The sequence below is a fragment of the Advenella incenata genome, from assembly GCF_004217095.1.
In the GTDB taxonomy this organism is placed as follows: domain Bacteria; phylum Pseudomonadota; class Gammaproteobacteria; order Burkholderiales; family Burkholderiaceae_B; genus Advenella; species Advenella incenata.
In genome coordinates, this window is sequence record NZ_SHKO01000002.1 from 418,625 (window position 1) to 440,740 (window position 22,116).

23 protein-coding genes are annotated in these 22,116 nt (G+C 54.3%); 8 read left to right on the plus strand and 15 right to left on the minus strand.

Annotated features, from left to right (window positions below; translation table 11 throughout):
• Window positions 1–2: 2 nt before the first annotated feature.
• The 3 genes from EV681_RS13135 to EV681_RS13145 are packed head-to-tail and all read right to left on the minus strand — an operon-like array spanning window position 3 to window position 2,689.
• Window positions 3–731, minus strand: coding sequence for an enoyl-CoA hydratase/isomerase family protein (locus EV681_RS13135; protein ID WP_130304245.1), 729 nt, complete (start codon window positions 729–731; stop codon window positions 3–5).
• The gene (locus EV681_RS13140) at window positions 728–1,891 is read right to left on the minus strand and encodes a CaiB/BaiF CoA transferase family protein (protein ID WP_130304246.1); all 1,164 of its coding nucleotides are present in this window, start codon (window positions 1,889–1,891) and stop codon (window positions 728–730) included. Before EV681_RS13140 ends, EV681_RS13135 begins: the two co-directional genes overlap by 4 nt.
• 27 nt (window positions 1,892–1,918) lie before the next feature.
• On the minus strand, window positions 1,919–2,689 hold the full coding sequence (locus EV681_RS13145; RefSeq protein ID WP_128393055.1) for an IclR family transcriptional regulator: 771 nt from the start codon (window positions 2,687–2,689) through the stop codon (window positions 1,919–1,921).
• 161 nt (window positions 2,690–2,850) lie between these two features.
• Here EV681_RS13145 and EV681_RS13150 point away from each other — a divergent pair, with 161 nt between their 5' ends.
• From EV681_RS13150 to EV681_RS13160, 3 genes are all read left to right on the plus strand, one after another.
• The gene (locus EV681_RS13150) at window positions 2,851–3,816 is read left to right on the plus strand and encodes a Bug family tripartite tricarboxylate transporter substrate binding protein (protein ID WP_128393054.1); all 966 of its coding nucleotides are present in this window, start codon (window positions 2,851–2,853) and stop codon (window positions 3,814–3,816) included.
• 28 nt (window positions 3,817–3,844) lie between these two features.
• Complete coding sequence (locus EV681_RS13155; protein WP_130304247.1) at window positions 3,845–5,485, plus strand: FAD/NAD(P)-binding protein; 1,641 nt, start codon at window positions 3,845–3,847, stop codon at window positions 5,483–5,485.
• A gap of 220 nt (window positions 5,486–5,705) precedes the next feature.
• Window positions 5,706–6,701 carry a tripartite tricarboxylate transporter substrate binding protein gene (locus EV681_RS13160; protein WP_242612249.1) on the plus strand — a complete coding sequence of 332 codons (996 nt, stop codon included), beginning with the start codon at window positions 5,706–5,708 and terminating at the stop codon, window positions 6,699–6,701.
• Between the two features lie 110 nt (window positions 6,702–6,811).
• On the opposite strand, the gene EV681_RS13165 is transcribed toward EV681_RS13160, so the two are convergent.
• The 5 genes from EV681_RS13165 to EV681_RS13185 form a co-directional block, all read right to left on the minus strand.
• Window positions 6,812–7,783, minus strand: a complete 972-nt coding sequence (locus EV681_RS13165) for a Bug family tripartite tricarboxylate transporter substrate binding protein (protein ID WP_128393052.1) — start codon at window positions 7,781–7,783, stop codon at window positions 6,812–6,814.
• Between the two features lie 63 nt (window positions 7,784–7,846).
• Window positions 7,847–8,863: a cyclase family protein gene (locus tag EV681_RS13170; protein WP_130304248.1), complete on the minus strand. Its 1,017-nt coding sequence runs from the start codon at window positions 8,861–8,863 to the stop codon at window positions 7,847–7,849.
• 12 nt (window positions 8,864–8,875) lie between these two features.
• A complete protein-coding gene (locus EV681_RS13175; RefSeq protein WP_130304249.1) occupies window positions 8,876–10,072 on the minus strand; it encodes a CaiB/BaiF CoA transferase family protein in 1,197 nt (398 codons plus the stop codon).
• Window positions 10,073–10,087: 15 nt separating this feature from the next.
• Window positions 10,088–11,095 carry a tripartite tricarboxylate transporter substrate binding protein gene (locus tag EV681_RS13180; protein WP_130304250.1) on the minus strand — a complete coding sequence of 336 codons (1,008 nt, stop codon included), beginning with the start codon at window positions 11,093–11,095 and terminating at the stop codon, window positions 10,088–10,090.
• A 23-nt stretch (window positions 11,096–11,118) separates the two neighbouring features.
• On the minus strand, window positions 11,119–11,955 hold the full coding sequence (locus EV681_RS13185) for an HpcH/HpaI aldolase/citrate lyase family protein (RefSeq protein WP_130304251.1): 837 nt from the start codon (window positions 11,953–11,955) through the stop codon (window positions 11,119–11,121).
• A 202-nt stretch (window positions 11,956–12,157) separates the two neighbouring features.
• Here EV681_RS13185 and EV681_RS13190 point away from each other — a divergent pair, with 202 nt between their 5' ends.
• The 4 genes from EV681_RS13190 to EV681_RS13205 all read left to right on the plus strand — a co-directional run bounded on the left by EV681_RS13190 (window position 12,158) and on the right by EV681_RS13205 (window position 14,478).
• Window positions 12,158–12,355 (plus strand): heavy-metal-associated domain-containing protein, encoded by a 198-nt coding sequence (locus tag EV681_RS13190; RefSeq protein ID WP_130304252.1) that lies wholly within the window; start codon window positions 12,158–12,160, stop codon window positions 12,353–12,355.
• Between the two features lie 133 nt (window positions 12,356–12,488).
• Window positions 12,489–12,905, plus strand: coding sequence for a DUF411 domain-containing protein (locus EV681_RS13195; protein ID WP_130304253.1), 417 nt, complete (start codon window positions 12,489–12,491; stop codon window positions 12,903–12,905).
• An 88-nt stretch (window positions 12,906–12,993) separates the two neighbouring features.
• Complete coding sequence (locus EV681_RS13200; protein WP_242612250.1) at window positions 12,994–13,398, plus strand: DUF305 domain-containing protein; 405 nt, start codon at window positions 12,994–12,996, stop codon at window positions 13,396–13,398.
• Window positions 13,399–13,590: 192 nt separating this feature from the next.
• A complete protein-coding gene (locus tag EV681_RS13205) occupies window positions 13,591–14,478 on the plus strand; it encodes a LysR family transcriptional regulator (RefSeq protein WP_130304254.1) in 888 nt (295 codons plus the stop codon).
• A gap of 66 nt (window positions 14,479–14,544) precedes the next feature.
• Here the strand turns inward: EV681_RS13205 and EV681_RS13210 are convergent, their stop codons facing one another.
• From EV681_RS13210 to EV681_RS13240, 7 genes are all read right to left on the minus strand, one after another.
• A complete protein-coding gene (locus EV681_RS13210) occupies window positions 14,545–15,270 on the minus strand; it encodes an amino acid ABC transporter ATP-binding protein (RefSeq protein ID WP_130304255.1) in 726 nt (241 codons plus the stop codon).
• Between the two features lie 21 nt (window positions 15,271–15,291).
• Entirely contained in the window at window positions 15,292–15,987 is a 696-nt protein-coding gene (locus tag EV681_RS13215; protein WP_130304256.1) for an amino acid ABC transporter permease, read from the minus strand.
• Window positions 15,988–15,999: 12 nt separating this feature from the next.
• Window positions 16,000–16,695, minus strand: coding sequence for an amino acid ABC transporter permease (locus EV681_RS13220; protein WP_130304257.1), 696 nt, complete (start codon window positions 16,693–16,695; stop codon window positions 16,000–16,002).
• A 99-nt stretch (window positions 16,696–16,794) separates the two neighbouring features.
• Complete coding sequence (locus tag EV681_RS13225) at window positions 16,795–17,676, minus strand: ABC transporter substrate-binding protein (RefSeq protein WP_128393037.1); 882 nt, start codon at window positions 17,674–17,676, stop codon at window positions 16,795–16,797.
• Window positions 17,677–17,695: 19 nt separating this feature from the next.
• On the minus strand, window positions 17,696–19,282 hold the full coding sequence (locus EV681_RS13230) for a rhodanese-like domain-containing protein (protein ID WP_130304258.1): 1,587 nt from the start codon (window positions 19,280–19,282) through the stop codon (window positions 17,696–17,698).
• 69 nt (window positions 19,283–19,351) lie between these two features.
• A complete protein-coding gene (metC, locus tag EV681_RS13235; RefSeq protein WP_130304259.1) occupies window positions 19,352–20,509 on the minus strand; it encodes a cystathionine beta-lyase in 1,158 nt (385 codons plus the stop codon).
• Window positions 20,509–21,099: a cysteine dioxygenase family protein gene (locus EV681_RS13240; protein ID WP_130304260.1), complete on the minus strand. Its 591-nt coding sequence runs from the start codon at window positions 21,097–21,099 to the stop codon at window positions 20,509–20,511. The genes metC and EV681_RS13240 overlap by 1 nt, the downstream gene beginning before the upstream one ends.
• Before the next feature lie 142 nt (window positions 21,100–21,241).
• Between EV681_RS13240 and EV681_RS13245 the strand changes: the two genes are divergently transcribed.
• Entirely contained in the window at window positions 21,242–22,102 is an 861-nt protein-coding gene (locus EV681_RS13245) for a LysR substrate-binding domain-containing protein (RefSeq protein WP_128393033.1), read from the plus strand.
• Window positions 22,103–22,116 lie beyond the last annotated feature (14 nt).

The following is a 22,116-nucleotide window of genomic DNA, read 5'->3' on the forward strand; positions in this document are numbered from 1 at the left end:
GATTATTGATTGGGTTTCAGGTAGGACCGGATCCGGTCCTTAAGGCCGGGCACCGCCGCAGAGCGCACCAGGGCAGCCAGGTTCTGGTCCGATTCCGCATTGGCGTATAGGACCTTGTACATGTTGCGGCGGGTGATATCAGACAAAATGGCGTTGTTGGCCTGCGCCTGTTCAATCACGTCCTGCCACTGCGGCTGGTCCTGCAACGCCTGCATGAAACCAATGCTCAGAGCTTCGCTGGCGTCGAAGGTGCGTGTACTGGACAGGATATCCAGCGCGTTCTGGGTGCCGACTATATTTTGAAAGCGACGGGTACCCAGAATAAGGCCGAACTTGATACCGGGAAAGCGAAAGGTGGTGCCGTTGGCGGCAACGCGACGTTTGCATGAGGCGATAATATCGGCGCCGGCGCCAAAATTGCGTCCATGGCATAAGGCCAATGTCATGGCAGGCGAAGTTGCCAGCAGGTCCAGCATGATTTCGATCTGCACAATTCGTTGCAGCAGATCGCCCTCGCTTGCCGTTTCCAGGTCGGTAAAGTCGAACCCGGCGCAGAAGTTCTTGCCATTACCCTTAAATATCAGAAGTGAAATATTTTCCTCATGGGCCTGTTGTATGCCGTCTGTGAGCGCTTGTACCAGGGCGGGCGACAGGGCGTTCATTTTCTCTGGCCGGTTCAGGGTGAAGATCCACGACTGTTCGCCTCGTTCAATAATCAATGGTTCGCTCACGCGCCTTCTCCCTGCGTTGTAATGGTCGACAAAATTTCATCGTTGTGTTCCCCTAGCGCTGGCGGCCCCACCGCGATCCGGCTGGTCTGCCCATCAAAACGGATCGGCGAGGCAAAGGTTCTGGCGGTCAGCCCGTTGGGCAGGGGAATGTTTTGCACCCAGTTCATATGTGCCACCTGTTCATCGGCCAGTACATCCGAATATTGATTGATTGGCGCGCAGGGCACGCCGGCCGCACGGAACTGTTCTAGCCAGTATTGCGCATCTTCAGATGCAAAAATGGATTCCATGATTTCCAGCAGGGCCTGCTGGTGTTGCGCGCGTAGCGACGTGCTGGTGAATCTTTCATCATCAAACAGTTCAGGGCGTCCGACTACCTGGCATACCGATTTCCACAGCGAGTTGTTGCCGGCGGCCATCCCGAAGTAACCCTGCCTGCAGCGAAAGACCTGATAGGGGGCGTTGCGCGGATGTGCCGACCCCAGCTTGCGCGGATTGTTGCCGCTGCCGAAATACTCGGATGTCTGCAACGCTGCGATGCCAAGTGTTGCGCCCAGCATGGAAATATCAATATGGGTGCCTTCCCCATTGCGCTCGGCCATTCGCAGGGCGGACACGATGGAAAAGGCGGCATACAGTCCGGCTGAAAAATCACACACGGGTACACCACACTTGACCGGCGGCCCGTCGGCTTCGCCGGTTACGCTCATGAGCCCGCTCATGGCCTGTACGGTCAGATCGAACCCGCCTTCCTGGCTGCGCGGGCCGCTCTGGCCGTAGGCTGAAATGGAACAGTACACGATTTGCGGATTCAGTTGCCTGATATCGGCATAGCCCAGGCCGAGTCGGTCCATCACGCCAGGACGATTGTTCTCCAGCACAATATCGGCCGAGCGCATGAGCTGACGGGCGGCCTGCACGTCAGTCGGGTTCTTCAGATTGAGCGTGACCGATTTTTTGTTCCGGTTCAGCGAAGCGAAATTCTCGCTGTATCCATCGCTGATGGGGGGCCAGCTTCTGAGGGTGTCACCCCCATCCGGATGCTCAATCTTGATCACGTCGGCACCCATATCGGCCAGCAGCATACTGCAGAAGGGTCCCGCAGCAACGTTGCAGATTTCGATGACTTTTACGCCTTGCAGCGTGGCTTCTTGCTTCATGTTTAGTTGCTCACAGAATAGTTTGAATTAGTTTGATTCACCAAAATAGCCTCGCCGGTATCCCGACTCCCGGGAAATGTCGCGGGCGGCATCCAGTACCAGCGGCGACCAGCGTTTCATGTTTTCAATGGTCAGTCTTTCCAGTGGTCCCGAGATGCCCAGGGCGGCAATGACCTTGTTGTGGCCGTCAAAGATCGGTGCGGCGATACCGCCGACGTTACTGCGCCACTCGCCCCTGTTGATAGCGTAACCAATGCGCGCGATGTTGGCCAGCTCGTCTTTGAGCGCCGCCAGCGACGTGAGGGTGTTTTCGGTGTGTCGGATCAGATCGGCTGAATGACGGTTGAGATATTCATCATTCTGGAAGGCCAGCATGGCCTTGCCGGTCGCCACTGCATAGGCGGGTGCGCGGCCGCCAATAATGGAATAGGCGCGCACCGGATTGGGGCTGTCGATTTTGTCGATGTAAATGACATCGAGCTGGTCCAGTACGGAAAGGTGTACTGTTTCCTGCGTTTGTAGCGCGACGCGGCGCATCAGCGGCGTTGCGATCTTGCGCACATCCAGGCGGGCAAGCCGTTGCGCCGCCAATTCAAAAACCTTCAATGTGGGCTTGTAGCCGCCCGAATGACTGCTTTTTTCCACGTAGCCGGCTGCGATCAGTGTCTGCAGGGTGCGGTGGGTATTGCTTTTGGTCAGGCCGGATGCCACCGCAAGATCATCAATCGTATTGGGCTGATCTTCCTGGGCGCAAATGATTTCAAACAGCCGTAGACCTTTTAGCAAGGTTTTATCCATATAAATCTCAAATATTGATACTTAAAATCCTATATTTTAAATATCTAAACATAGAACCATTAATTCGTTGACCACATTTTTATTATATGCGATTCTCTTTTTTATACAAGAAATAGAATTCAAATTCCAAATGTTGGGATTTAATAAAAAGGAGCGAGACAATGAAATGGTTTTTGAAGACAAGCGGGGCGCTGTGCCTGATCTTCTCCAGTACGCTGGCGCTTGCCGCAAGCTGGCCGGCCAAGCCGATTACCCTGGTGGTGCCGTATCCCCCGGGAGGCGCAACAGATTTTTCGGCCCGGATATATGCGCAATATCTGCCCAAGCTTCTGGGCACCACAGTGGTGGTGGAAAATCGTGCCGGCGCGGGCGGAGAAATTGGCGCGGAAGCCGTATCCCGGGCGGCACCCGATGGTTACACCATGCTTTTTGGTGCGATAGGCAGTCATGCAATCAATTCGGTATTGCCGTCTAAGCCAAAAACCTATAAATTTCCCGATGCTTTCGAAGGCGTTTCGTTTGGCACGGCCGTGCCACTGGTGGTTGCAGTGCGCAACGGCTTGGGCGTCAATACGCTGGACGAACTGGTGAGCAAAATAAAGGAAACGCCGGGCAAGATAACGTATGGTTCTGCCGGCGTGGGATCATCCCAGCATATGGCCGCTGAAAAATTTCAATTGGCAACCGGCACCAAGCTATTGCATGTGCCATACAAAGGCAGTGGCCCAGCGGTGACAGACTTGCTGGGCGGACAGATTGATATGGTGATCGATACCCTGACCACGCTCTATCCGCAGATCAAGAGCGGAAAAATCAAATTCCTCGCTGTCACGACCGCCGATCGTGTCCCGACCATTCCGGATGTGCCGACATTGAACGAACTTAACGTCAAGGATTATGTGCTGACAACCAATTACGGCTTGCTGGCACCGGCCGGCACACCCAAAGACATCGTGCAGAAAATGTCAGAGGCAATGCAGGCCGTGGCTGCCCAAAAAGAAGTACAGGACAAGTTGATTGCTTCGGGCGCCAAAGCCTATGCAACCACGCCGCAGCAAACAGAGCAACTGCTGCTGGATGAAGTAAAAAAATGGTCCGATGTTGCCACCCGCGCTAAAGTTGAATGATATCGTTGAATGACATCGGAGTGACACCATGAGTGCAATGTGTCGGGTAGGCATTGTTGGCGGAGGATCGGTCGGCATTTCATTTTTGGCGCAGTTGCTTGTGCATCTTGAAAACACTGCGAACAGTGCAGCCAATGTACCTGGCTGTCACATTACGTTGTTCGAGCCAGCCGAAAAAATCGGGCATGGCACCGCCTACCAGCATGATCTGAATACCAATCTGCTCAATGTGCCAGCGGGCAATATGTCGCTGTACGATAAGCATCGCGCTCACTTTGTGCAATGGGTGGCGGCCCAGCCCGAAGCGCTTTTGCAATCGTATGGCATCCGCGATATTGATCCTGCCGCATTTTATCCGCGTCCGCTGTTTGGCCGATATGTTCATGAGCAGTTCGACCGCATCGTTGCCCAGGCTGCATCGCTCGGTATACAGGTGCAGGTGGTGCGCAACGCGGTGGTGGCGATTGCCCGCCACGCGGCCGAACAAGGGCAGGTCCCTGAGTCTGAGCAAGGGCAAGAGGCACAATCGCAGATTCAACTGACAGATCATGCTGGTACACGCTATGTTGTTGACCAACTGGTCTTGTGTAATGGCAACCTGGCCTCTGACAAGTTCGATGCGCTGGTGTCATGTGTGGGGTTCATGAATAGTCCCTATCCGGTCAGCGCCTTGTCACAAGCCATTGCCGCCGACGCTACCGTAGCAATTCTGGGGGCCAATCTGAGCGCCATTGATGCCGTTGTCGCATTGAAGGCACACGGGCACGGTGGGCAGATTCATTGTTTTTCCCGGCAGGGTGTGTTGCCTGCAGTACGAAGTGTTCATCCGACCCATATTAGCTGCCGGCCATCGCGCGCAGACGTACACGCCATGGCGCGTGCCAAAGGAGGACGACTGGGCCTGGACGATGTGGTCGGGATGTTGCGCAAGCATATGCTGGCGATCGATCCGAGCTTTGATATTCGTGATATTACCGGCGATGGTGGAGATGCAGCGAGCCTGCTCAATCGCGAATTGCAGGCAGCATGTAGCGGACCGCGCCCCTGGCAGGCAGTGCTGGCGGCAGCCAATGAAGTGATAGATTTACTTTGGTTTTATCTGGATCAGCCAGCCAGACGGCAGTTTCAGTCGCGCTGGCGCTCGCAGTGGATGTCGCGCCGGGCGATGTTTCCGGTGCAAAATGCTCGTCAATTGCAAAGCCTGATCGAGACAGGGCAGTTGCATATCCATGGCGGCTTCCAGGCGTGTGAACCGCTTGCGGATGGACAGGGCTTTGTGTTGCATTGTCGTGATACCGCAGGCGCATTACGCCAGCAGACATGCGATGTCGTGATCAATGCCACGGGGTTTTCCCAGGACGTACGGCAGTCGTCGGACCCGCTTGTCACGCAATTGCTGCAATCGGGCCTGGCGCGCGCCAGCGAGTATGGTGGCCTGGAGCTGGATTTTGAAACGGGGTGCCTGGTTAGCGCGAATGGCACTATTGCACATGACATGACGGTGCTGGGTAGCCTGGCTTGCGGCACCTATTTCTGGACGGTTTCCATGGATGTGAATGCCCGGCTGGCCAATGAGCAGGCAGCACGCCTTGTACGCAAGCTATGCCGGCAGCCTCTGGATGAGGTAACAGGCGTGTCGGCAAGTAAAGACGTTGCTACACAGGTTTAATAAATAATAAGTTGTCAGCACGCATCAGGAAGTAAAACGCAGTCAACGAAGAATCAGTAAGCAGAACCAATAAGCAGAACCAATAAGCAGAAGCAATAAGCAGAAGCAATAAGCGAATATCAATGAGCAAAAATCAGTAGCAATAAGAATAGAGCTAAAAGCTATTTTATTAAATCGCTGTTTGTCTGTATAAACCATATTCTAATTGAGAGAAACTGCCATGACACTTTTAAGACAAATGACTGGGCGATGGCTTAATGCCGTCTGTGCCATTTGCGTACTGAGCGGCACTTCGGTGGCCGTTGCCGCCACCGCTGACCAGGATTACCCCAATAAGCCGATTCGATTGATCGTGTCCTACCCTGCCGGTGGTAGTGTCGACGTTGCTGCTCGCATTCTCCAGGAACCGCTGACCCAGGGACTGGGGCAAAGTGTGGTGATCGAAAATAAAGGTGGCGCCGGAGGCACCATTGGTACTGCACAGGTAGCCAAAGCGGCGCCCGATGGCTATACGCTGCTGTTGACGCTATCGTCGCACACGATCAATCCTGCCATTTATGCGCAATTGCCCTTCGACACAGAAAAGGATCTGGATCCTGTGTCCATGGTTGCATCAGCGCCCCAGGTGCTGGTGGCGCATCCCTCGTTTAAACCCTCAACGGTTGCCGAGCTCATCGAGTACGCCAAGGCTGCAGACAAGCCGGTGATCTACGGTTCAGCAGGTGTCGGCTCGCCCAGTCATATTGCAGGTGAATTATTCAAGAAGCTGGCACAGGTTCAGTTGACGCATGCGCCGTATCGCGGCGGCGGTCCGGCAACAGTGGACGTGCTGGGCGGGCAGATACCGCTCTTGTGGGTATCGCTGCCAGCAGTCACCCAGTACATTCGCAATGGCAAACTCAAGGCGCTTGCCGTATCCACCAAAGAGCGCACGCCTGTGGTCCCGGATGTGCCATCAATGGCTGAAACCATTGACGGCTTCAATGTGGATTCCTGGTACGCCATGTTCGCACCGGCGGGCACACCGCGACCGATCATCGACAAAATCCAGAAAGTGCTGGCAGACGCCGCTGGCAATAAAACCATACAGCAGGCTTTCCTGGCTCAGGGTGCGGTTGCTGTGGGGGGAACACCGGAAGCGCTCGAAGCGGTGGTAAAAAAGGAAATTCCCGCCTGGAAAGCATTGGCCAAAGACGCGAACATTAAAATCAATTGAATGGGATATGGCGGCAGGTATTACCGTAAAGTAGAAGCGCCACTGCCGGGGTTATCCCGGCAGTTTTTGTTTATCATGGCGGCGTGGCGATGCCAGCCGCATAACGAACACTAATCGAGCCTGATATTGTTCTTTTTGGCTACAGCGTCCCAGCGTGTCAATTCGTTTGCAATAAACGATTGGAATGCCTCGGGTGAGCTGCCTTCAACCTGCATTCCCAGATTGTTCAATTGCTTGATGGTTGCAGGGTCTTTGAGGGCGGTGCTGATGGCCTCGGACAGTGTGCTGATAACCGGCGCGGGCGTGCCGGCTGGTGCGAAAATACCGTTCCACTCGCTCACGTCCATTTTTACGCCTTGTTCTTCCATGGTCGCTACATCAGGCAGATCACTGCTGCGTTTGGCGGCGGTGGTGGCCAGCGCTTTCAGTTTCTTGCCGCGGATATACGACATGGCCGAGGCGGCATTGGCAAAATAGGTATCCACGACGCCGCCCATGACATCGACCAGGGCTGGCGCGCCGCCCTTGTAGGGTACGTGCACGATATCAACGCCGGTTTCCTGCTTGAGCAATTCGCCCACAATGTGAACCGGGCTGCCAATACCGTAGGAGGCAAACGTCAGTTTTCCGGGCGAGGCCTTGGCGGCATCGACATAGGATTTGACGCTGTCATAGGGAGAGTTGGTCGGCACGACCATCAGATACGGAGAGCTCACAACCTTGGAGACGGCAATAAAGTCCTTCAGCGGATCATAGGGCAGTTTGCGCAACACCGGGTTGATGGAAAATGAGGAGGCATCGTACAGCAGGGTGTAACCATCGGCCGGCGCACGTGCGACCTGCGTGGCGCCGATAGAGCCACTGGCTCCTGCCTTATTCTCTATCACAATCGGTTGCTTCAGGGTGTCGCCCAGCGCTTTGGCAATAATGCGTGCGGCATTGTCGGCGCCGCCGCCGGCAGAATAGGGCACGATCAGGCGGATGGCTTTGCTTGGGTAATCTGCAGACCAGGCTGTGCCGCTGGCCAGTACGCCGCAGCCCAGGACAAAAGAGATAAGGGTTTTATTCGATGACATATGCATTATGTCCTCCGTGATAATTATGATTATGTAGCTGTGTTGTTGTCATAGTGTGGCCGGACGTCATTATACGGTTGCCACAGGGTTGACCGGTGCCCCGACCATGCCGCGCAAATAAATGGGCGGCGCGGTCAGAAAGAAGGCATGGCGCTCGTGTTCGCGCAACCATTTGGCCAGGATTGATAGATGCCACAGCTCCCCCAATGGCATGCCCAGTTTGACCAGGCAGTGTTCGTGCAGTGGCAACAGTGGCCCCTGGCTTTTTTTCAGCGTGTAGTTGCGTTTTTCCACCGCATGGTTATCGGCCGCAAGTGCAGACACTTGTGATTGCGTAATCCACTCAAGCAACTTCGGATCGTTGCCGTCCAGCGCGCAGCAACTGGTTTTCAGAATCTCATGGTCGTCTTCGGCATTCAGGTTCAGCGCAATGTCGGCAAGGCCGGTGTGAAAGCATACGATGTCGCCTTTGTGCAGTTCAATCCGGTCGGCCTTCATGACCGCCTCGATATCGGCGAAACTGACCAGCCGCGCTTGGTCGCCAAAGTGATGGCGCAAATCGATCAGTACGCCGCGCCCCTGAATCCCGTGTTGCGCCATGGGATCAATGGATAGCGCGGCAGCGCCATTGAAATTGTCGGTGACGGCGTGTTGATGGCCAACGACACGAAAGCCGTTGTAGCCAACCGGCGCTGCTGTGCCTGATCCCTGTGCATCAAAACAAGAGCAGACATGTCCGAGTGCATCCCATTGTGTTGAATATTGCGGCGACATGGTCACCACATCGTCGCTCACCACATCGGTGGCGCCGGGCGTATCGTTGCCCAATGGGAAGTTGAAAATGGGCATGCCGTTTTTCATTGACGGGCGTATCACAGGACCGGCGCGGCGTGGATTGAGAACCGGTTGCCTGGGAACATCCAGCGGCAGGCTCAAGGAAAAGCTGAGCCCTCGCTGTATTTCACGGGCCGCACGCACGCGTGCCTGGGCATCAACCCAGTTCAATCGGCCCAGTTGGTCGTCGGGGCCGAAGTCGCCCCAGTTTGCTCCGGCCGGGCGCTGTTTCCAGTGGGCAGTTGTGGACATGAGTGTTCCCTGTTAACGGACGATGCCGCGCTGTCTGAATTGATCGATTTGCTGCTCGGAGTATCCATATTCGGTGAGCAGTTCGCTCGTGTGCTCCCCGAAATCGGGCGCGGCCCGTTCCGTGGCGCAGGCCGCATGGTCCATTTTGATCAGGCCGGTAATACTCTTGTATTTGCCGATCTTGCTGTGTGAAAACTCGCGGATCAGGCCTTCGGCCTGAACTTGCGGATGTTCAAACATGTCATGCACCGGCCGGACCATGGCGCAGGGCACCTGGGTCCCAAAATGCGCTTCCCATTCTTGCGCGCTGCGCTGCTGCAAGGCCTCGCGGATGATTGGCACGATAATGCTGGCGTTTTCGGCGCGTTTGCGTACCGTGTCGTACCGTTCGTCGGTAGCCAGCGCCTGCAGCCCCAGCAAGGTACACAGCGCTTCCCAGAAGTGCGATGTATTGGCAGAGAGGTAAATGAACCCGTCCTTTGTGGGGTGAATGCCGGTGATGCCGCCCGAGCGCATATCGCGTTCAATGTTTTTGGGTTCGCCTTCTGCCCAGACCAGGCGCGTGGACTGCATGGTCAGCGCGCTGGCCAGCAGCGAGACTTCCACATACGAGCCCTGGCCGGTGCGTTCCCGCTTGAACAGCGCTGCATTGACGCTGTTGGCGATCATCGCACTGGCGTAGAAGTCTACAACAGACCCATAGACAATTTCCGGTTCAGCTTTGCCCATGCCCTGTGAGTCGCAAATGCCCGACATGGCTTGCAGCACCTGGTCGTATCCGGCGTTGTTGGCCATGGGGCCGCTCGAGCCATAACCGGTCATGGCGCAGTAGACCAGCTTTGGATTCAGTTGTGATAAGGTCGGAAAATCAATCTTAAGACGCGGCGGCACAGTGGGGCGAAAGTTGTGCACCAGTACATCAGCCTTAAGCAGCAGTTTCAGGAATATTTCATAGCCTTCGGCGCTCTTCAAATCCAGGCTGATTCCGCGTTTGCCCCGATTGACGCCGATGAATGCCCGACTCTCGGCCTGCAGTGTTGAAGGATATTTGCGCAAATTATCCCCTTCTGGGGGCTCGATCTTGATCACCTGCGCGCCCAGATCGGACAGCAGCGTGCAACCGTAAGGTCCGGCAATATAGGCGCTCAGATCCAGCACCTGGATTCCGGCCAGGGGCAATGCATTGTTTCCTGAAACTGTTGATGTCATAAGGCTGATCCGTGTTTATTTCTGTACGTGAATATCGCTATCCTTGGCAACTTTTTTCCAAAGGGCGATGTTGTCGCTGATTTCCTTGTCAAAATCGGCGGGCGTCATATAGGCGGCTTCGGCGCCTTCCTTAATAAAGAATTTTTTCAATTCCTCGTCGGACGTAACTTGTTTGAGTGCGTCATTCAGTTTTGCGACGATGGCATCGGGCGTGCCTTTGGGCGCCAGAATGCCCCACCAAATCTTGAAGTTGTAGTTAGGGACGTCGGCAGCGATAGGAGGCAGATCAGGCGCCACCGCGCTTTTCTGGCTGCTGGTCACACCCAGGGCGGTGGCTTTGCCGGTGCCCACTGCCGGCAATAGTGACGGGCCACTGGCGATCAATACGTCCACCTGATCGCCTATCAGCGCGTTTGTTGCCGGACCCATGCCTTTGAATGGCACATGCGTCATTTGTATTTTGGCCAGCGAGTTCATCATTTCGGTCGCAAACTGGTTGCTGCTGCCCGGGCCGGATGATGAATAATTGAGTTTGCCGGGATTGGCTTTGGCATAGTCAAGCAGCTCGCTTACCTTGGTGAACCCAAGCGTTTTGCGTACGGCAAGAATAAACGGGCCTTCGGCCATCAGGCCCACGCCGCGCAGATCGCCAATGGGATCAAAGGGCAGGGATGGCTGTATCGCGGCATTGGTTGTAAAGCTGGAGGATACAGCCGCAAGCGTGTAGCCGTCCGGTTTGGCACGAGCCACCTGCATGGTGCCGATAGAGCCGCCGGCGCCGCCTTTGTTTTCAATCACAACTGTCGTTTTGAGTAGCGTGCCCAGCTTCATGCCCACGGCACGCGCGAACGTGTCATTGGAACCGCCGGGTGGATAAGGCACGACAAGTGTGATGGGCCGATCGCCCGGAAAGGAGGCGGGGTCGGCCGCAACGGCGGCCGCCGGCAGTGCCATCACCGCGGCGAGCAATGCGGCGCTGGCGGTTCTCAGAACGTGCGTATGGTTCAACGGATTTTTTCTCACTTTTGTCTCCTGGGAATTATCGATTACTGGCCGATCTGGCGCAGAATCATTTTTGCTTTGTTGATAAATGGGACATCGATCATCTGGCCGTCAAGAACATAGGCGCCATGGTTGGCCTGGTCCGCCGACGAGACAATTTTTCGCGCCCAGTCAATTTCTTCCCGGGTGGGCGTAAATACTTCATTCGCAATAGCAATCTGGGATGGATGAATACATGTTTTTCCCAGAAATCCGACAGATTTGGCCAGCAGCGCTTCCTGCCGATAGCCTTCGCTGTTGCCGATATTGGTATATGCGCTGTCATAGGCGTAGATGCCTGCGCTGCCTGCTGCCAATCGCAAGCTCATCATGACATGATGCACAGTGGCCGGTTCGTAGCGATGGATGCCCAGCGGTTCGAACAAATCGCCAAGGCCCAGTTGCAGGCCGGCAATACGCTTGTCCGTCGCCGCAATATCTGCTGCATTGACCAGGGCCAGGGCGGTTTCAATGTTGACCAGGATCGCTGGCGGTTTGTCCAGGGCACTGGCGGCTTTGTCGAACGCCAGGAAAAAATCCCGCATTTGCTCGGATGACTCGATTTTCGGGATATTGATCATATCCACCGTATCTACCATGCACGCCAGCAAATCTTCGTCGAACCAGGCGGTGCCCATATCGTTGATGCGCACGATGATGGTCTTTTTCTGTGACCCTGGTTGTAGCGATTGCAGAAAATCGTTCAATTGCTGTCGGGCCTTGTCCTTGTGCGGCGCCAGTACGGCGTCTTCCAGATCAAAGGAAATGCCGTCGGCCTGGCTATTGAAGGCTTTTTCGAACAATTCCGGTCGTGATGCCGGCACGAATAATTTGCTTTTCATCTTCTCCTCCTTCAGTATGCGCAGATAATAAGGGATGAAAGATAGAAAAAACGCCTGTATTTTTATCTTAAAAAGATATAAATTATGTCTTTTGAGTTGGCGGAACCCGACCAAAAGCCATGACGACTGAAATAGTGCTTGACCTTCCCACTGTGGCAATGTTTAAGCTTTGATAACGACCAATCACACGGGAATTAATCGTATGCAATTTCAAATTGACAACATGACCTGCGGCGGATGCGTTCGCCGGGTAACGGCGGCAATCCAGTCTGCTGACTCAGCTGCCACGGTCACCGCCAATGTGGCCGAACGCCGCGTAGACATCCAGTCGAGCAGTGCCGAGCAAACGCTTATTGCTGCGCTGGAAAATGCCGGCTATCCTGCCAAACCGGTGGTATAGGCAGATGCCGGCTATCCGAGGGGTTTGAATGATAAAACGCGCGTGGCAAGCGCGTTTTATCGCTTTTTATTGAAAAGGGAACCTACCGGGCCATGGGCAGACAAACACTCATTCACTTTTGCAGAGTTTTTAAATGAAAACGTTCATATTTTCAGTGGGGCTATTAACCGCAGCCTGTAGCGCCTATGCTTCGGAAAAATCGGTCACTGTGTATCACGATCCCAATTGTGGCTGTTGTACTGGCTGGGTGCAACACATGCGCGATTCCGGCTATACAGTGAACGCGATCAAAACCGCAGATATGTCTGCAATCAAGCAAAAACTCAAGGTGCCCGCTGCACTTGAATCCTGCCATACTGCAGTGCTCGAGGCCACCGGACAGATCGTCGAAGGGCATGTGCCGGCAACAGTAGTCGACAAACTGGTTGCCACACGCTCCGTCCCGGGTGTAGCCGCACCCGGCATGCCTGCCAACTCTCCAGGTATGGGACCCATGGACGGCAATCTGGTCACCGTGGATTTTTCCGGACAACCTTTCTCCCGAGACTAGTCGGGTGAAAGCGGGGCATTTTCACATGTGCTGCTTCGCAATACCGTCTATACGTTGAACATTTTTTAACCGTTTCCAAGGAATGATCATGCACCAATACCCACTCTCTTGTTTTGCCCGAACCTTCGCGGTTCGCGGCCTGGTTGTCGCAGCGCTTGCCATAAGCGGTTTTGCCGTGCCGATGGTCGCTCAGGCCCAGGCTGGTGGACATGCGCATATGAATACCGGCCAAACGCCCAAGGATATGCACGCCTCCATGATGAACATGCAGCAGCAAATGGATTCAGTAAAGGCCTCGGGCGATACCGATTATGATTTTGCTGTGATGATGCGGATTCATCATCAGGGCGCAGTAGATATGGCACAGATGGAACTGGACAAAGGCAAAGACCCGCAACTGCAGGCCATGGCCAAAGAGATCATTGCTGCTCAGAAAAAAGAAATTGCCCAGTTTGATCAGTGGATTGAGCAATACAAGAAGCAAAAGAAATAAGGCCGTCCGTTTCTGCCAGTCTTTGGCGTTCCTGGTAGGACATACGCGCGCAGCGCATGATGGGCAGGGTATGATCTATGGATCTTCGGCGCCAGGTCCGGCGTCGTTTTGTTAAACCAGCACCGCGCAGGCCCAAAGCAGTCTGCCGGTATTAACCGCCCCGATCGCCAAACAACGATGCGCGGAACAATGATGAATACAAACTTTATCCGCACCTTTCTTCTGGTTCATCAGCTTGGCTCCATGGCCCAGGCAGCCAGAAAACTGAATGTGACGCACGGGACGGTGGCGCAGCAAATTGCGTCGCTGGAAAAAGAGATCGGCGTGACATTGGTGGCGCGCGCCGGGAAAACCGTGCATGTGACCGAAGCGGGCCTGCGTCTGCTCGACAGACTGATGCTGATCATCAATGAAATCGATGCATTGCCAGGCTTGGCCAATTCAAACGAAATACGCGGTGAACTCAGAATCGGCGCCGGCAATAGCGTGCTCAACAGTATCCTGCCCGATATCCTGAGTCTGCTGGTGCGACGTTATCCCGAAGTGAATGTGGTGGTGCAGCCCGGTGTGTCGCCAGATTTTTATCGTGACATTGAAAGCGGTAATCTGGACGCGGCTATCGCGATTGAGCCGCCTTATACCTTGCCCAAAACCCAGGAGTGGCTTTTGTTGCGCGAAGAGCCATTTGTGTTGCTGGCGTCCGAAGTGCATCGCGGGAAAAAGCCGGCACAGTTGCTGCGCGCCGAGCCCTTCATTCGCTATGACCACAACAGCTGGAGCGGCAAGCTGATCGAACAGTATTTGCGCGCCGTGGCGATCGTGCCGACTGAGCGCTTCGAGTTGAACGCGATTGAATCGATCGCCCTGATGGTCAATCAGAATCTGGGCGTTGCCATCATTCCGGATTCGGCCAATCTGTACAAACGGGATCTGAAAATTATCAAATTACCCTTGCCGGAAGTGAGCGCCCCGCGCCGCTTCGGCCTGGTCTGGTCGCGAAAGTCGGCGCGCATCAGGCTGGTGCAGGCGTTTCGCGAGGCAGCCCTGACGGCGTATCAGTCGTTGAACCGCCAGGGATAATGCTCTGCATGCCGGCAAGAAGCAAGTGGTTTTTATAGGCGGTCATGGAGTGATTCAAAAAAACGCTCAATGCAAAATGTCGGCCATGAACTTGCGGGCGCGCTCGTGCGTGGCCTGGGAGAAGAAAGCGTCTGAAGTTGCGTCCTCCAGAAGCTGCCCCTGATCCATAAACCAGATGCGATCGGCCACCTCCCGGGCAAAATTCATCTCGTGGGTTACACAGACCATTGTCATGCCATCGGCAGCCAGTTTTTTCATCACGTTCAATACTTCGCCCACCATTTCAGGGTCCAGTGCACTGGTCGGTTCGTCAAACAAAATGACAGGCGGCTGTTGTGCAAGCGCCCGGGCAATGGCCACTCGCTGTTGTTGTCCGCCCGAAAGATTGGCCGGCATTTCATCTTTTTTGGCATAAAGACCCACTTTGTCCAGTAATGCCTCGGCAATCTCATAGGCCTGCTGCCTGGATTGACCCGCGACTTTGATCGGAGATAAGGCGACGTTGTCCTTTACCGACAGATGCGGGAAAAGATTGAAATGTTGGAAGACAAAACCGATCTTGGCGCGCAGCTGATTAATATTGACGCTTTTGTCATTGATGCATTGGCCCTCGATGCTGATCGAGCCACTTGCAATGTCTTCAAGCTTGTTGATCGTGCGGATCATGGTCGATTTTCCGGAGCCGGATGGTCCACAAACCACCACCACTTCGCCTGCGTTGATTTGCCCGTTGATATCACGCAAGGCATGGTATTTTTTATACCATTTGTTGACGTTTTCGAACTTGATCATAATTGTCTCCGTAAGTATGGGTTAGGTGGCCGTGCCCAGGCGCTTGGCATTCAGATGGGCTTCCAGAATTTTTGCCAGTCTGGACAGCAGCGCGCAAATAAGAAAGTAAAACAGCGCCAGCACAAGATAGGTGCGCAGCGTCCCGGTCAATTCAATACTGTTGATTTGTTGCGCCGAGAAAGCGGCTTCGTTGACGCCGATGATATAAACGATAGAGGTGGCCTTGATCGTTGAGACAAATTGATTCAAAAGGGATGGGATCATATTGGCCAAGGCCTGCGGCATCTGCACGGTAAATAGGGTCTGAAAATAACCAAGCCCCATGGCTCTTGCTGCCTCTACCTGGCCGGCAGGCAGTGCCTGCAATCCGCCGCGGATGATTTCGGCCAGGAACGCCGATTCATAGATGACAATGGCCGATACGGCAGTCCAGAACGGAGGGATTTCCGTCTTCATGATGGTGGGCAGCAGAAAATAGGCCCAGAAGATGATCATGATCAGGGGAATGGAACGAAACACATAGACCCATATCGTGGATAGGGCACGAATAATCTTTATTTCGCAGGTCCTGCCGGTGCCGATCAGCAGCGCGATCGGAAATGCGGCAGCCAGGCTGAGCGCTGCCAGAATGAGCGTTCCGGCAAAGCCACCAATGGGGCCACCTGGCCAGGATCCCACCAGGAACATCATGCCGTAGGTATCAATAAAATCATACATATAAACGTGCTCCTATCTTCTGAAATTTGCCGGGTAGCGGCGGGCGATCTGCGCGCCGAGCAGGGCAATCAGCAAGGAAATGGCCAGGTAAAGGACTGTCGAAATCAGAAAGATCTGGAAAGTCTGGAAGGTAATGTTTTCAATGCGCTTGACCTGATACGTCAATTCGGTCACGCCGATGACCATGGCCAGGCTTGTGTCCTTGAACAAAATCAGGGAGCGGTTGATGATGGGGGGCACGGCGATACGTACCGCCTGCGGCAACACGACGCACTGCAGCGCCTGTACCGAACTCAAGCCAACCGCCCTGGCCGCCTCAAGTTGCGTACCGGCGATGGCTTTGATTCCCGAGCGGATGTCCTCGTAATAATAGGCACTTACATTCAGGGACAAAGCAATCAGCGCAAAGGAAAATTCTGAATTTCCCTGGTTGATCCATATTTTCAGTGCTTTGGGCAAAACTTCGGGCATACCGAAATACCACACCATGATTTGCACGACAGTAGGCACGTTTCTGTGATATTCCACGTACAGGCCGATGATGGCCCGCACGATGCGCAATGGGATCAGGTTGGCTGCGGTCAGCAGCAAGGCGACACCGAAGCCGCAGACGAGTGCCCCGAAAAAAAGGCGCAACGTCACTGACAGGCCCGTTAACAATAAGTGAACGGTTTCAGGATCGGAGAGCAAGGAAAGCGAAAAATTCATGGTAAGCCAGGGAATGGTCGTTCCCGGGTCCTCCTGGTGGGTGTATAGCCTGCGTGGACACCGCCACGCACCGGTCGTGCGAATATCATCAGGTTGATGCTATTGCTTCGCGCTGCTATCCAGTTGGGCAACGGGCACCACTTTGAACGAACGAGTCAGCTTGTAGATGGAGTCATTGCCGAGCCATTTATTGAATATGGTGTCCAGCTCGCCAGATTTTTCCATGGCAGCCAGGGCGTTATCCACTGCGGCTTTAAGTTCGGGCTCTCCCTTGTTCATGATAATGCCGATATGCTCTGTGGCCGTGGGCTCATCCAGCAGCACGGCTGGGGTATCGGTTTTCTGGGAGTCATTTGCAAACCGCAGTAATACCAGTTCTCCGGCGCTCATGGCCTGTACTTTGTCATTCTGCAAGCCCAGATAACATTGGGAGATGTTCTGGTAAGTAAGAACGTCTGCCCTGGGCAAGGTTTTTTGCGCAATGGCCGCCGAGCTGGAGCCCGATGAAGCGCAGACTTTTTTTCCCGCCAGGTCAGCCAGCGTTTTGATGCCGGATTCTTTCTTGACCAGTACCTTGATATTTCCCTGAAGATACTGCAAGCTGAAGTCAACTTCTTCGGCGCGTTTGGGCAGCCAGGCCACTGATCCGGCCACAATGTCTACACGTCCCATCTTTACTTCGGGGATGCGGGCCTCGGTGGACAATGGCTTATGCTGCAGTTTGACGCCAAGCTCGCTGGCAAGCGCCTGGCAGATATCGACGTCGTACCCGACATACTTACGTTGCTTCGGGTCCTGATAGCCGTAGGGAGAACTGGCATTTTGAGTGCCGCAGATCAAGGTGCCACGGTTTTTGATATCGGCAAGGCGGTTTGCAAAGGCGCCGGTGCTCCATGTTGATGCCAGCAAGGCAATCAGCAGCCATGCGCTCTTGCTGCCTAAAGTGGGGGTTGTCAGGGTGCTGCAGTGTTGTCTCTTCATCGTTCGCTCCGGGGGTGTTTTAATTAAATGAGAATGTCTGGCGTTCCAGATCGTCGATCTGCGATATGAGATTGGTTTCCCATTCGAGATATTTTCTTGCTGCTTCCTTGTTTCCCTGATGGCGGTCGTGAACAAAGAATAAAAAATCAATACATTTTTCATCCGGCAGTACGGTCTCGTCGGCGCTCACCGCAAGTCCGCTGTGTCTGATCTGCTCCGTGTCCATGCAGGCAGAATAAATTTCGGTGTGTCCTGCGCGCTCAAGATCGGCCGCCAGGATTTGCAGTTTTTCAGGTTGCTCGCCAATCAGCAGGATCGCTGTCTCTTTATCCTTGGGAACAGCTGCGGCCATTGTCGGACGAATTGCCCATGTTGCATCCTGCAGCCGCAGTTTCCGAAACTGCATGCTGGGGCGTGTATCGATGATCTTTACCTGCGGATGGGTCTTGATAAACGATGCGATCTGATCGCCGGCAAAAATAGTTGTGTGGCACAGAGCCGGACGGTGCATTGCAGCTGAACCTACAACCTGCAGGCTTTCCGGATTCTTCAGGAGATAGACTTCCCAGCCCAGTTGCCTGAGCCAGCTTGCAATAACCGGTGCGCGCACGCCGTCAAAATCCAACAGCACCAGCCGTGATTTTCTTACGCCCACATACTCGTCGGTCGCCTGGATAAGTTGGCCGCCCGGGGTGTGCTGGACGCAGGCAGGAAGGTTGCCTTGGGCAAACTCTTCGGGTGTTCTGACATCGCACACGAATGTTGTGCGATCCGTTTGAGCCAGCCATTGTTCAACCTGCGCAGCGTTGATTGTTAGCACGTTGTAGCGAGTGGCAATCGCTGCCGAGCGCTTTTGCAATATCGGCAGATTTTTGTCCTGTATGGATCGTGGGTATATTCTGTCCGACTGATGCTCCAGCGGAAGGTCGGCCAGGTACCAGCCTTGTGTGCCATTCTCCAGTGCGTATACTTTGTTGGGAATGCCTAAATTAATCAGGGTCTGTGCGCCCACGATGCTGCGTGTACGGCCCGCACAATTGATGACGATTGTGGTTTCGGGGTCCGGCGCCAGTTCACCTGCACGCAGCGCCAGTTCACCGTTCGGACAGCATACTGATCCCGGGATATTCATTTTCTTGTATTCGGGTACGGGACGGCCATCGAGCACAATGATTTTATTGCTATCGTCCGTGAGCAATGCCTGCAATTGCAGTGCAGATATTCTTGGCGTGTCATAAACGCGTTCTGCCAGTTCGCCAAATGTCTTGCTGGGCAGGTTTACGCCCGAGAACGTCGCGTATCCTTCGGCTTGCCATCCCTGTACGCCGTCTTGCAGGATGCTGATGTCGGTATAGCCCAGCGCGGTTGCGGCAAGAGACGCGCGTTTGACAACCTCGTCGTCATGCTTATTGCCATACATCACAATTCGGGTGTTTTTTCTGGGAACCAGCCTTGCGATGTCCAGTTCCAGTGCGCTATAGGGTAAAGAGACCGCAAAGAAAAGATGGTTCTCTCCATACTGGCCATGCTCACGTATGTCCAGGACTGCGATTTCATCGGCGTCATGGATTTGTTTTTTCAGCGCGTGGGCGTTGATATATTTCATTGTCAGTTCTCGTGCCTTGCTCGAAAAGGGTTTATAAGTATTTGGAATTGCGACGGACCACGCGTCAGCTTATGTCATGCGGTCGAACATGGTGTCAAGATCGCGCATGAGGTCTGCGGGATCCTCCAGACCGATGTGCAGGCGCAGGAGGTAGCCATGTTTGCTATTGCGCAGCCTGGTGCGAAGCGGGTCGACGGGAAGGACCAGACTTTCATAGCCTCCCCAGGATGAACCGATGCCAAACAGTTGCAGTCCATCTATCGCTTGTTCTATTTTTTCCGATGCCAGGTCAGGATTAAACTCAATGGTCAATAACCCATTGGAGCCTGTGGCGTCTCGTTGCCACAGTTCATGGTTTGCATCCCCTTGCAGTGCGGGGTGAAGCACGCTGCGTACCGCTTGATGCGTACTCAACCACTGGGCAATGTGCAGGGCGCTGCTGGCATGACGTTGCAGTCGCAGTTCCAGCGTGCGAAGCCCACGCAGCACCAGGAAGGCATCTTCGGCTGAGACCGTCTGTCCAAGATTGTTGCTGGCCTGTTCTATTTGGGCAAAGCAGGCCTTGCTGGCTGTGACAGAACCCATCATCACATCTGAATGACCGCTCAGGTATTTGGTTGCTGCCACGATTGAAATATCGCAACCTAAATTGATTGGCTGGTAGTTAATGCCGGAGCCCCATGTGTTGTCTGCGCAAAGCAGGATATCGCGTTGTTTACACACCTGAGACAATGCCGGTAAATCGAGCATGTCATAAAGCAGCGATCCCGGAGATTCAACATAGACCATTTTTGTCGCTGGCCGCAACTGGCGATCCCAGTGGGGGTCCGTCGGCGAAAAATCACTGTATGTGACGCCAAACTTGGCCAACTGAGTCTCGCACAGCTGGCGCATTGGCTCATAGACGCCGTCTGAAATCAACAGATGATCGCCCGACTTCAGGCATGCAAACAGGGTGGTGGCAATAGCGGCCAGGCCTGTAGGAAAAAGCTTGCTGCGATACCCGCCTTCAATGGCGGTGATGGCATCTTCCAGCGCATAAACCGTTTCGTTACCGCGGGCGCCGTACGACAGTACCCTTTCGGTGTCGCGTTGCGCACGAGCGGCGCGCCATTGACCCAGGCTGTCGAAAAGGTAGGTGCTGCCTTTGACAATAGGCGTATTGGCCCATCCAGATTCCGGTCGCCCCAGCGAGGCCAGTTGGGTTGCTCTGGAGACGGTTGACATCAGCCCTGGCTCCGCTGGGTTTTGACGCCGACGTCCATGATCTTGCAGGTGTTATTTGTGGTGTCGAAGGCCATTCGCTCGGTCAAGGTTTCCAGCGCTCGCCCATACATATGCAGGTGGCGGATATTGTCGTCTTCTATACGCACGGCATGAATATCGTCGGGCATCAAGGCGATGCCATGGCCGGGCTCTACAGCCTGCATGCCCGTTTGTACAACGGTTGCATGGCCCGGCACGCTGCCATCGTCGGTGCGTTCATACAGATAATTGCTTTCCACGCCCTCGACTGCAGCAATACAGGCCCAGGTGGTGTGATTATGCGGAACAATTTTTTTCCCCGGCTTCATGACGTTCAGATAAAGCGCATAGCTGTTATCTGGCTCCGAATGAATGAGATAGCGCGCTTGCAGATCGTCGCCGGTGGGAGCCGGATAGGTGTCCTGTCCCCACCACTCTTTACGAGCGGCAATTTCAATCAGCGCATCGCGTATTCTGGCGAGCTTTTCCCGGTCCAGTTGATCCTGGCCGTTGTCTTTGGCGATGTCGATAAATTGCCGGATGGCAACCTGCTTGTCTTGCTTTGCGTTCATTTATTTCTCCTGTGATTTTTTCAGAGTATAGATAGTTCAACCTGTATTTACTAATTAGAATTTTTTGAAATCATATAAGCAGTGCTAATATGTCGTCTATGAGCGGTATGCTTTCAAGGGCTTGTTTTTAAGGGTATTCCCTATGAATAATCTGGATCTCGGCTTGCTGAGAACGCTGGTAACTGTCGAGAAAACTAATACATTCTCGGGTGCAGCGCAGGTGCTGTTCAAAACGCAGTCGGCCATCAGTCAGCAGATGCAAAAGCTGGAACAGCAAATGGGTTATCCCTTGTTCCAGAAAAAAGGCCGGCGGCTGGTGCTGACCATGCAGGGCAAGCAATTGGCCGAATACGGCAGGCGTTTGCTGGCGATCAATGATGAAGTGCTGCGTACCGTTGGCCAGCAGCAAATGGAAGGACAAATCCGCCTGGGGGCGACGCTCGATGTGGCTGACACTATTTTGCCGCTCATGCTGACTTATATCGCCCGGCAAGCGCCCAGGGTAAAACTGGAGATCCAGGTCGATCGCAGCCCTTCGCTCATGGCTTCGCTGCAGGCCGGTGATATTGATCTGACCATTTCAACCCGCGATGATCCGGCCTTAAATGGCTTTGTGTTGCGTACTTCGCCGACAGCCTGGGTGTGTGCTGCAGATTTTCCGTACAACCGCCGGGCGCCATTGCCCCTGATCCTGGCCGACGAACCCAGTATTTTTCGTCGCCTGGCGCTGTCTGCACTGGAAGGTACACAGATAAAGTGGCATATCAATTACCTGGCTCCGTCGCTGGTGGGCATCAAGGCGGCGGTGCGTGCCGGGCTGGGGGTAACGGTCCGCAGTGTTGAGTTTCTGGGGCCGGATATGCGTGTGCTCGGCCAGGCCGAGGGTTTGCCGCCCCTGCCATTTGTGACCTATCGCTTGCTTACTCGCAAGGACACCATCAGTCCGCTGACGCTGCATATCTATGAAATGCTGCGCGCCCAGTTCGAATATGTAGACGGTTAGTATTCAAGACCGGC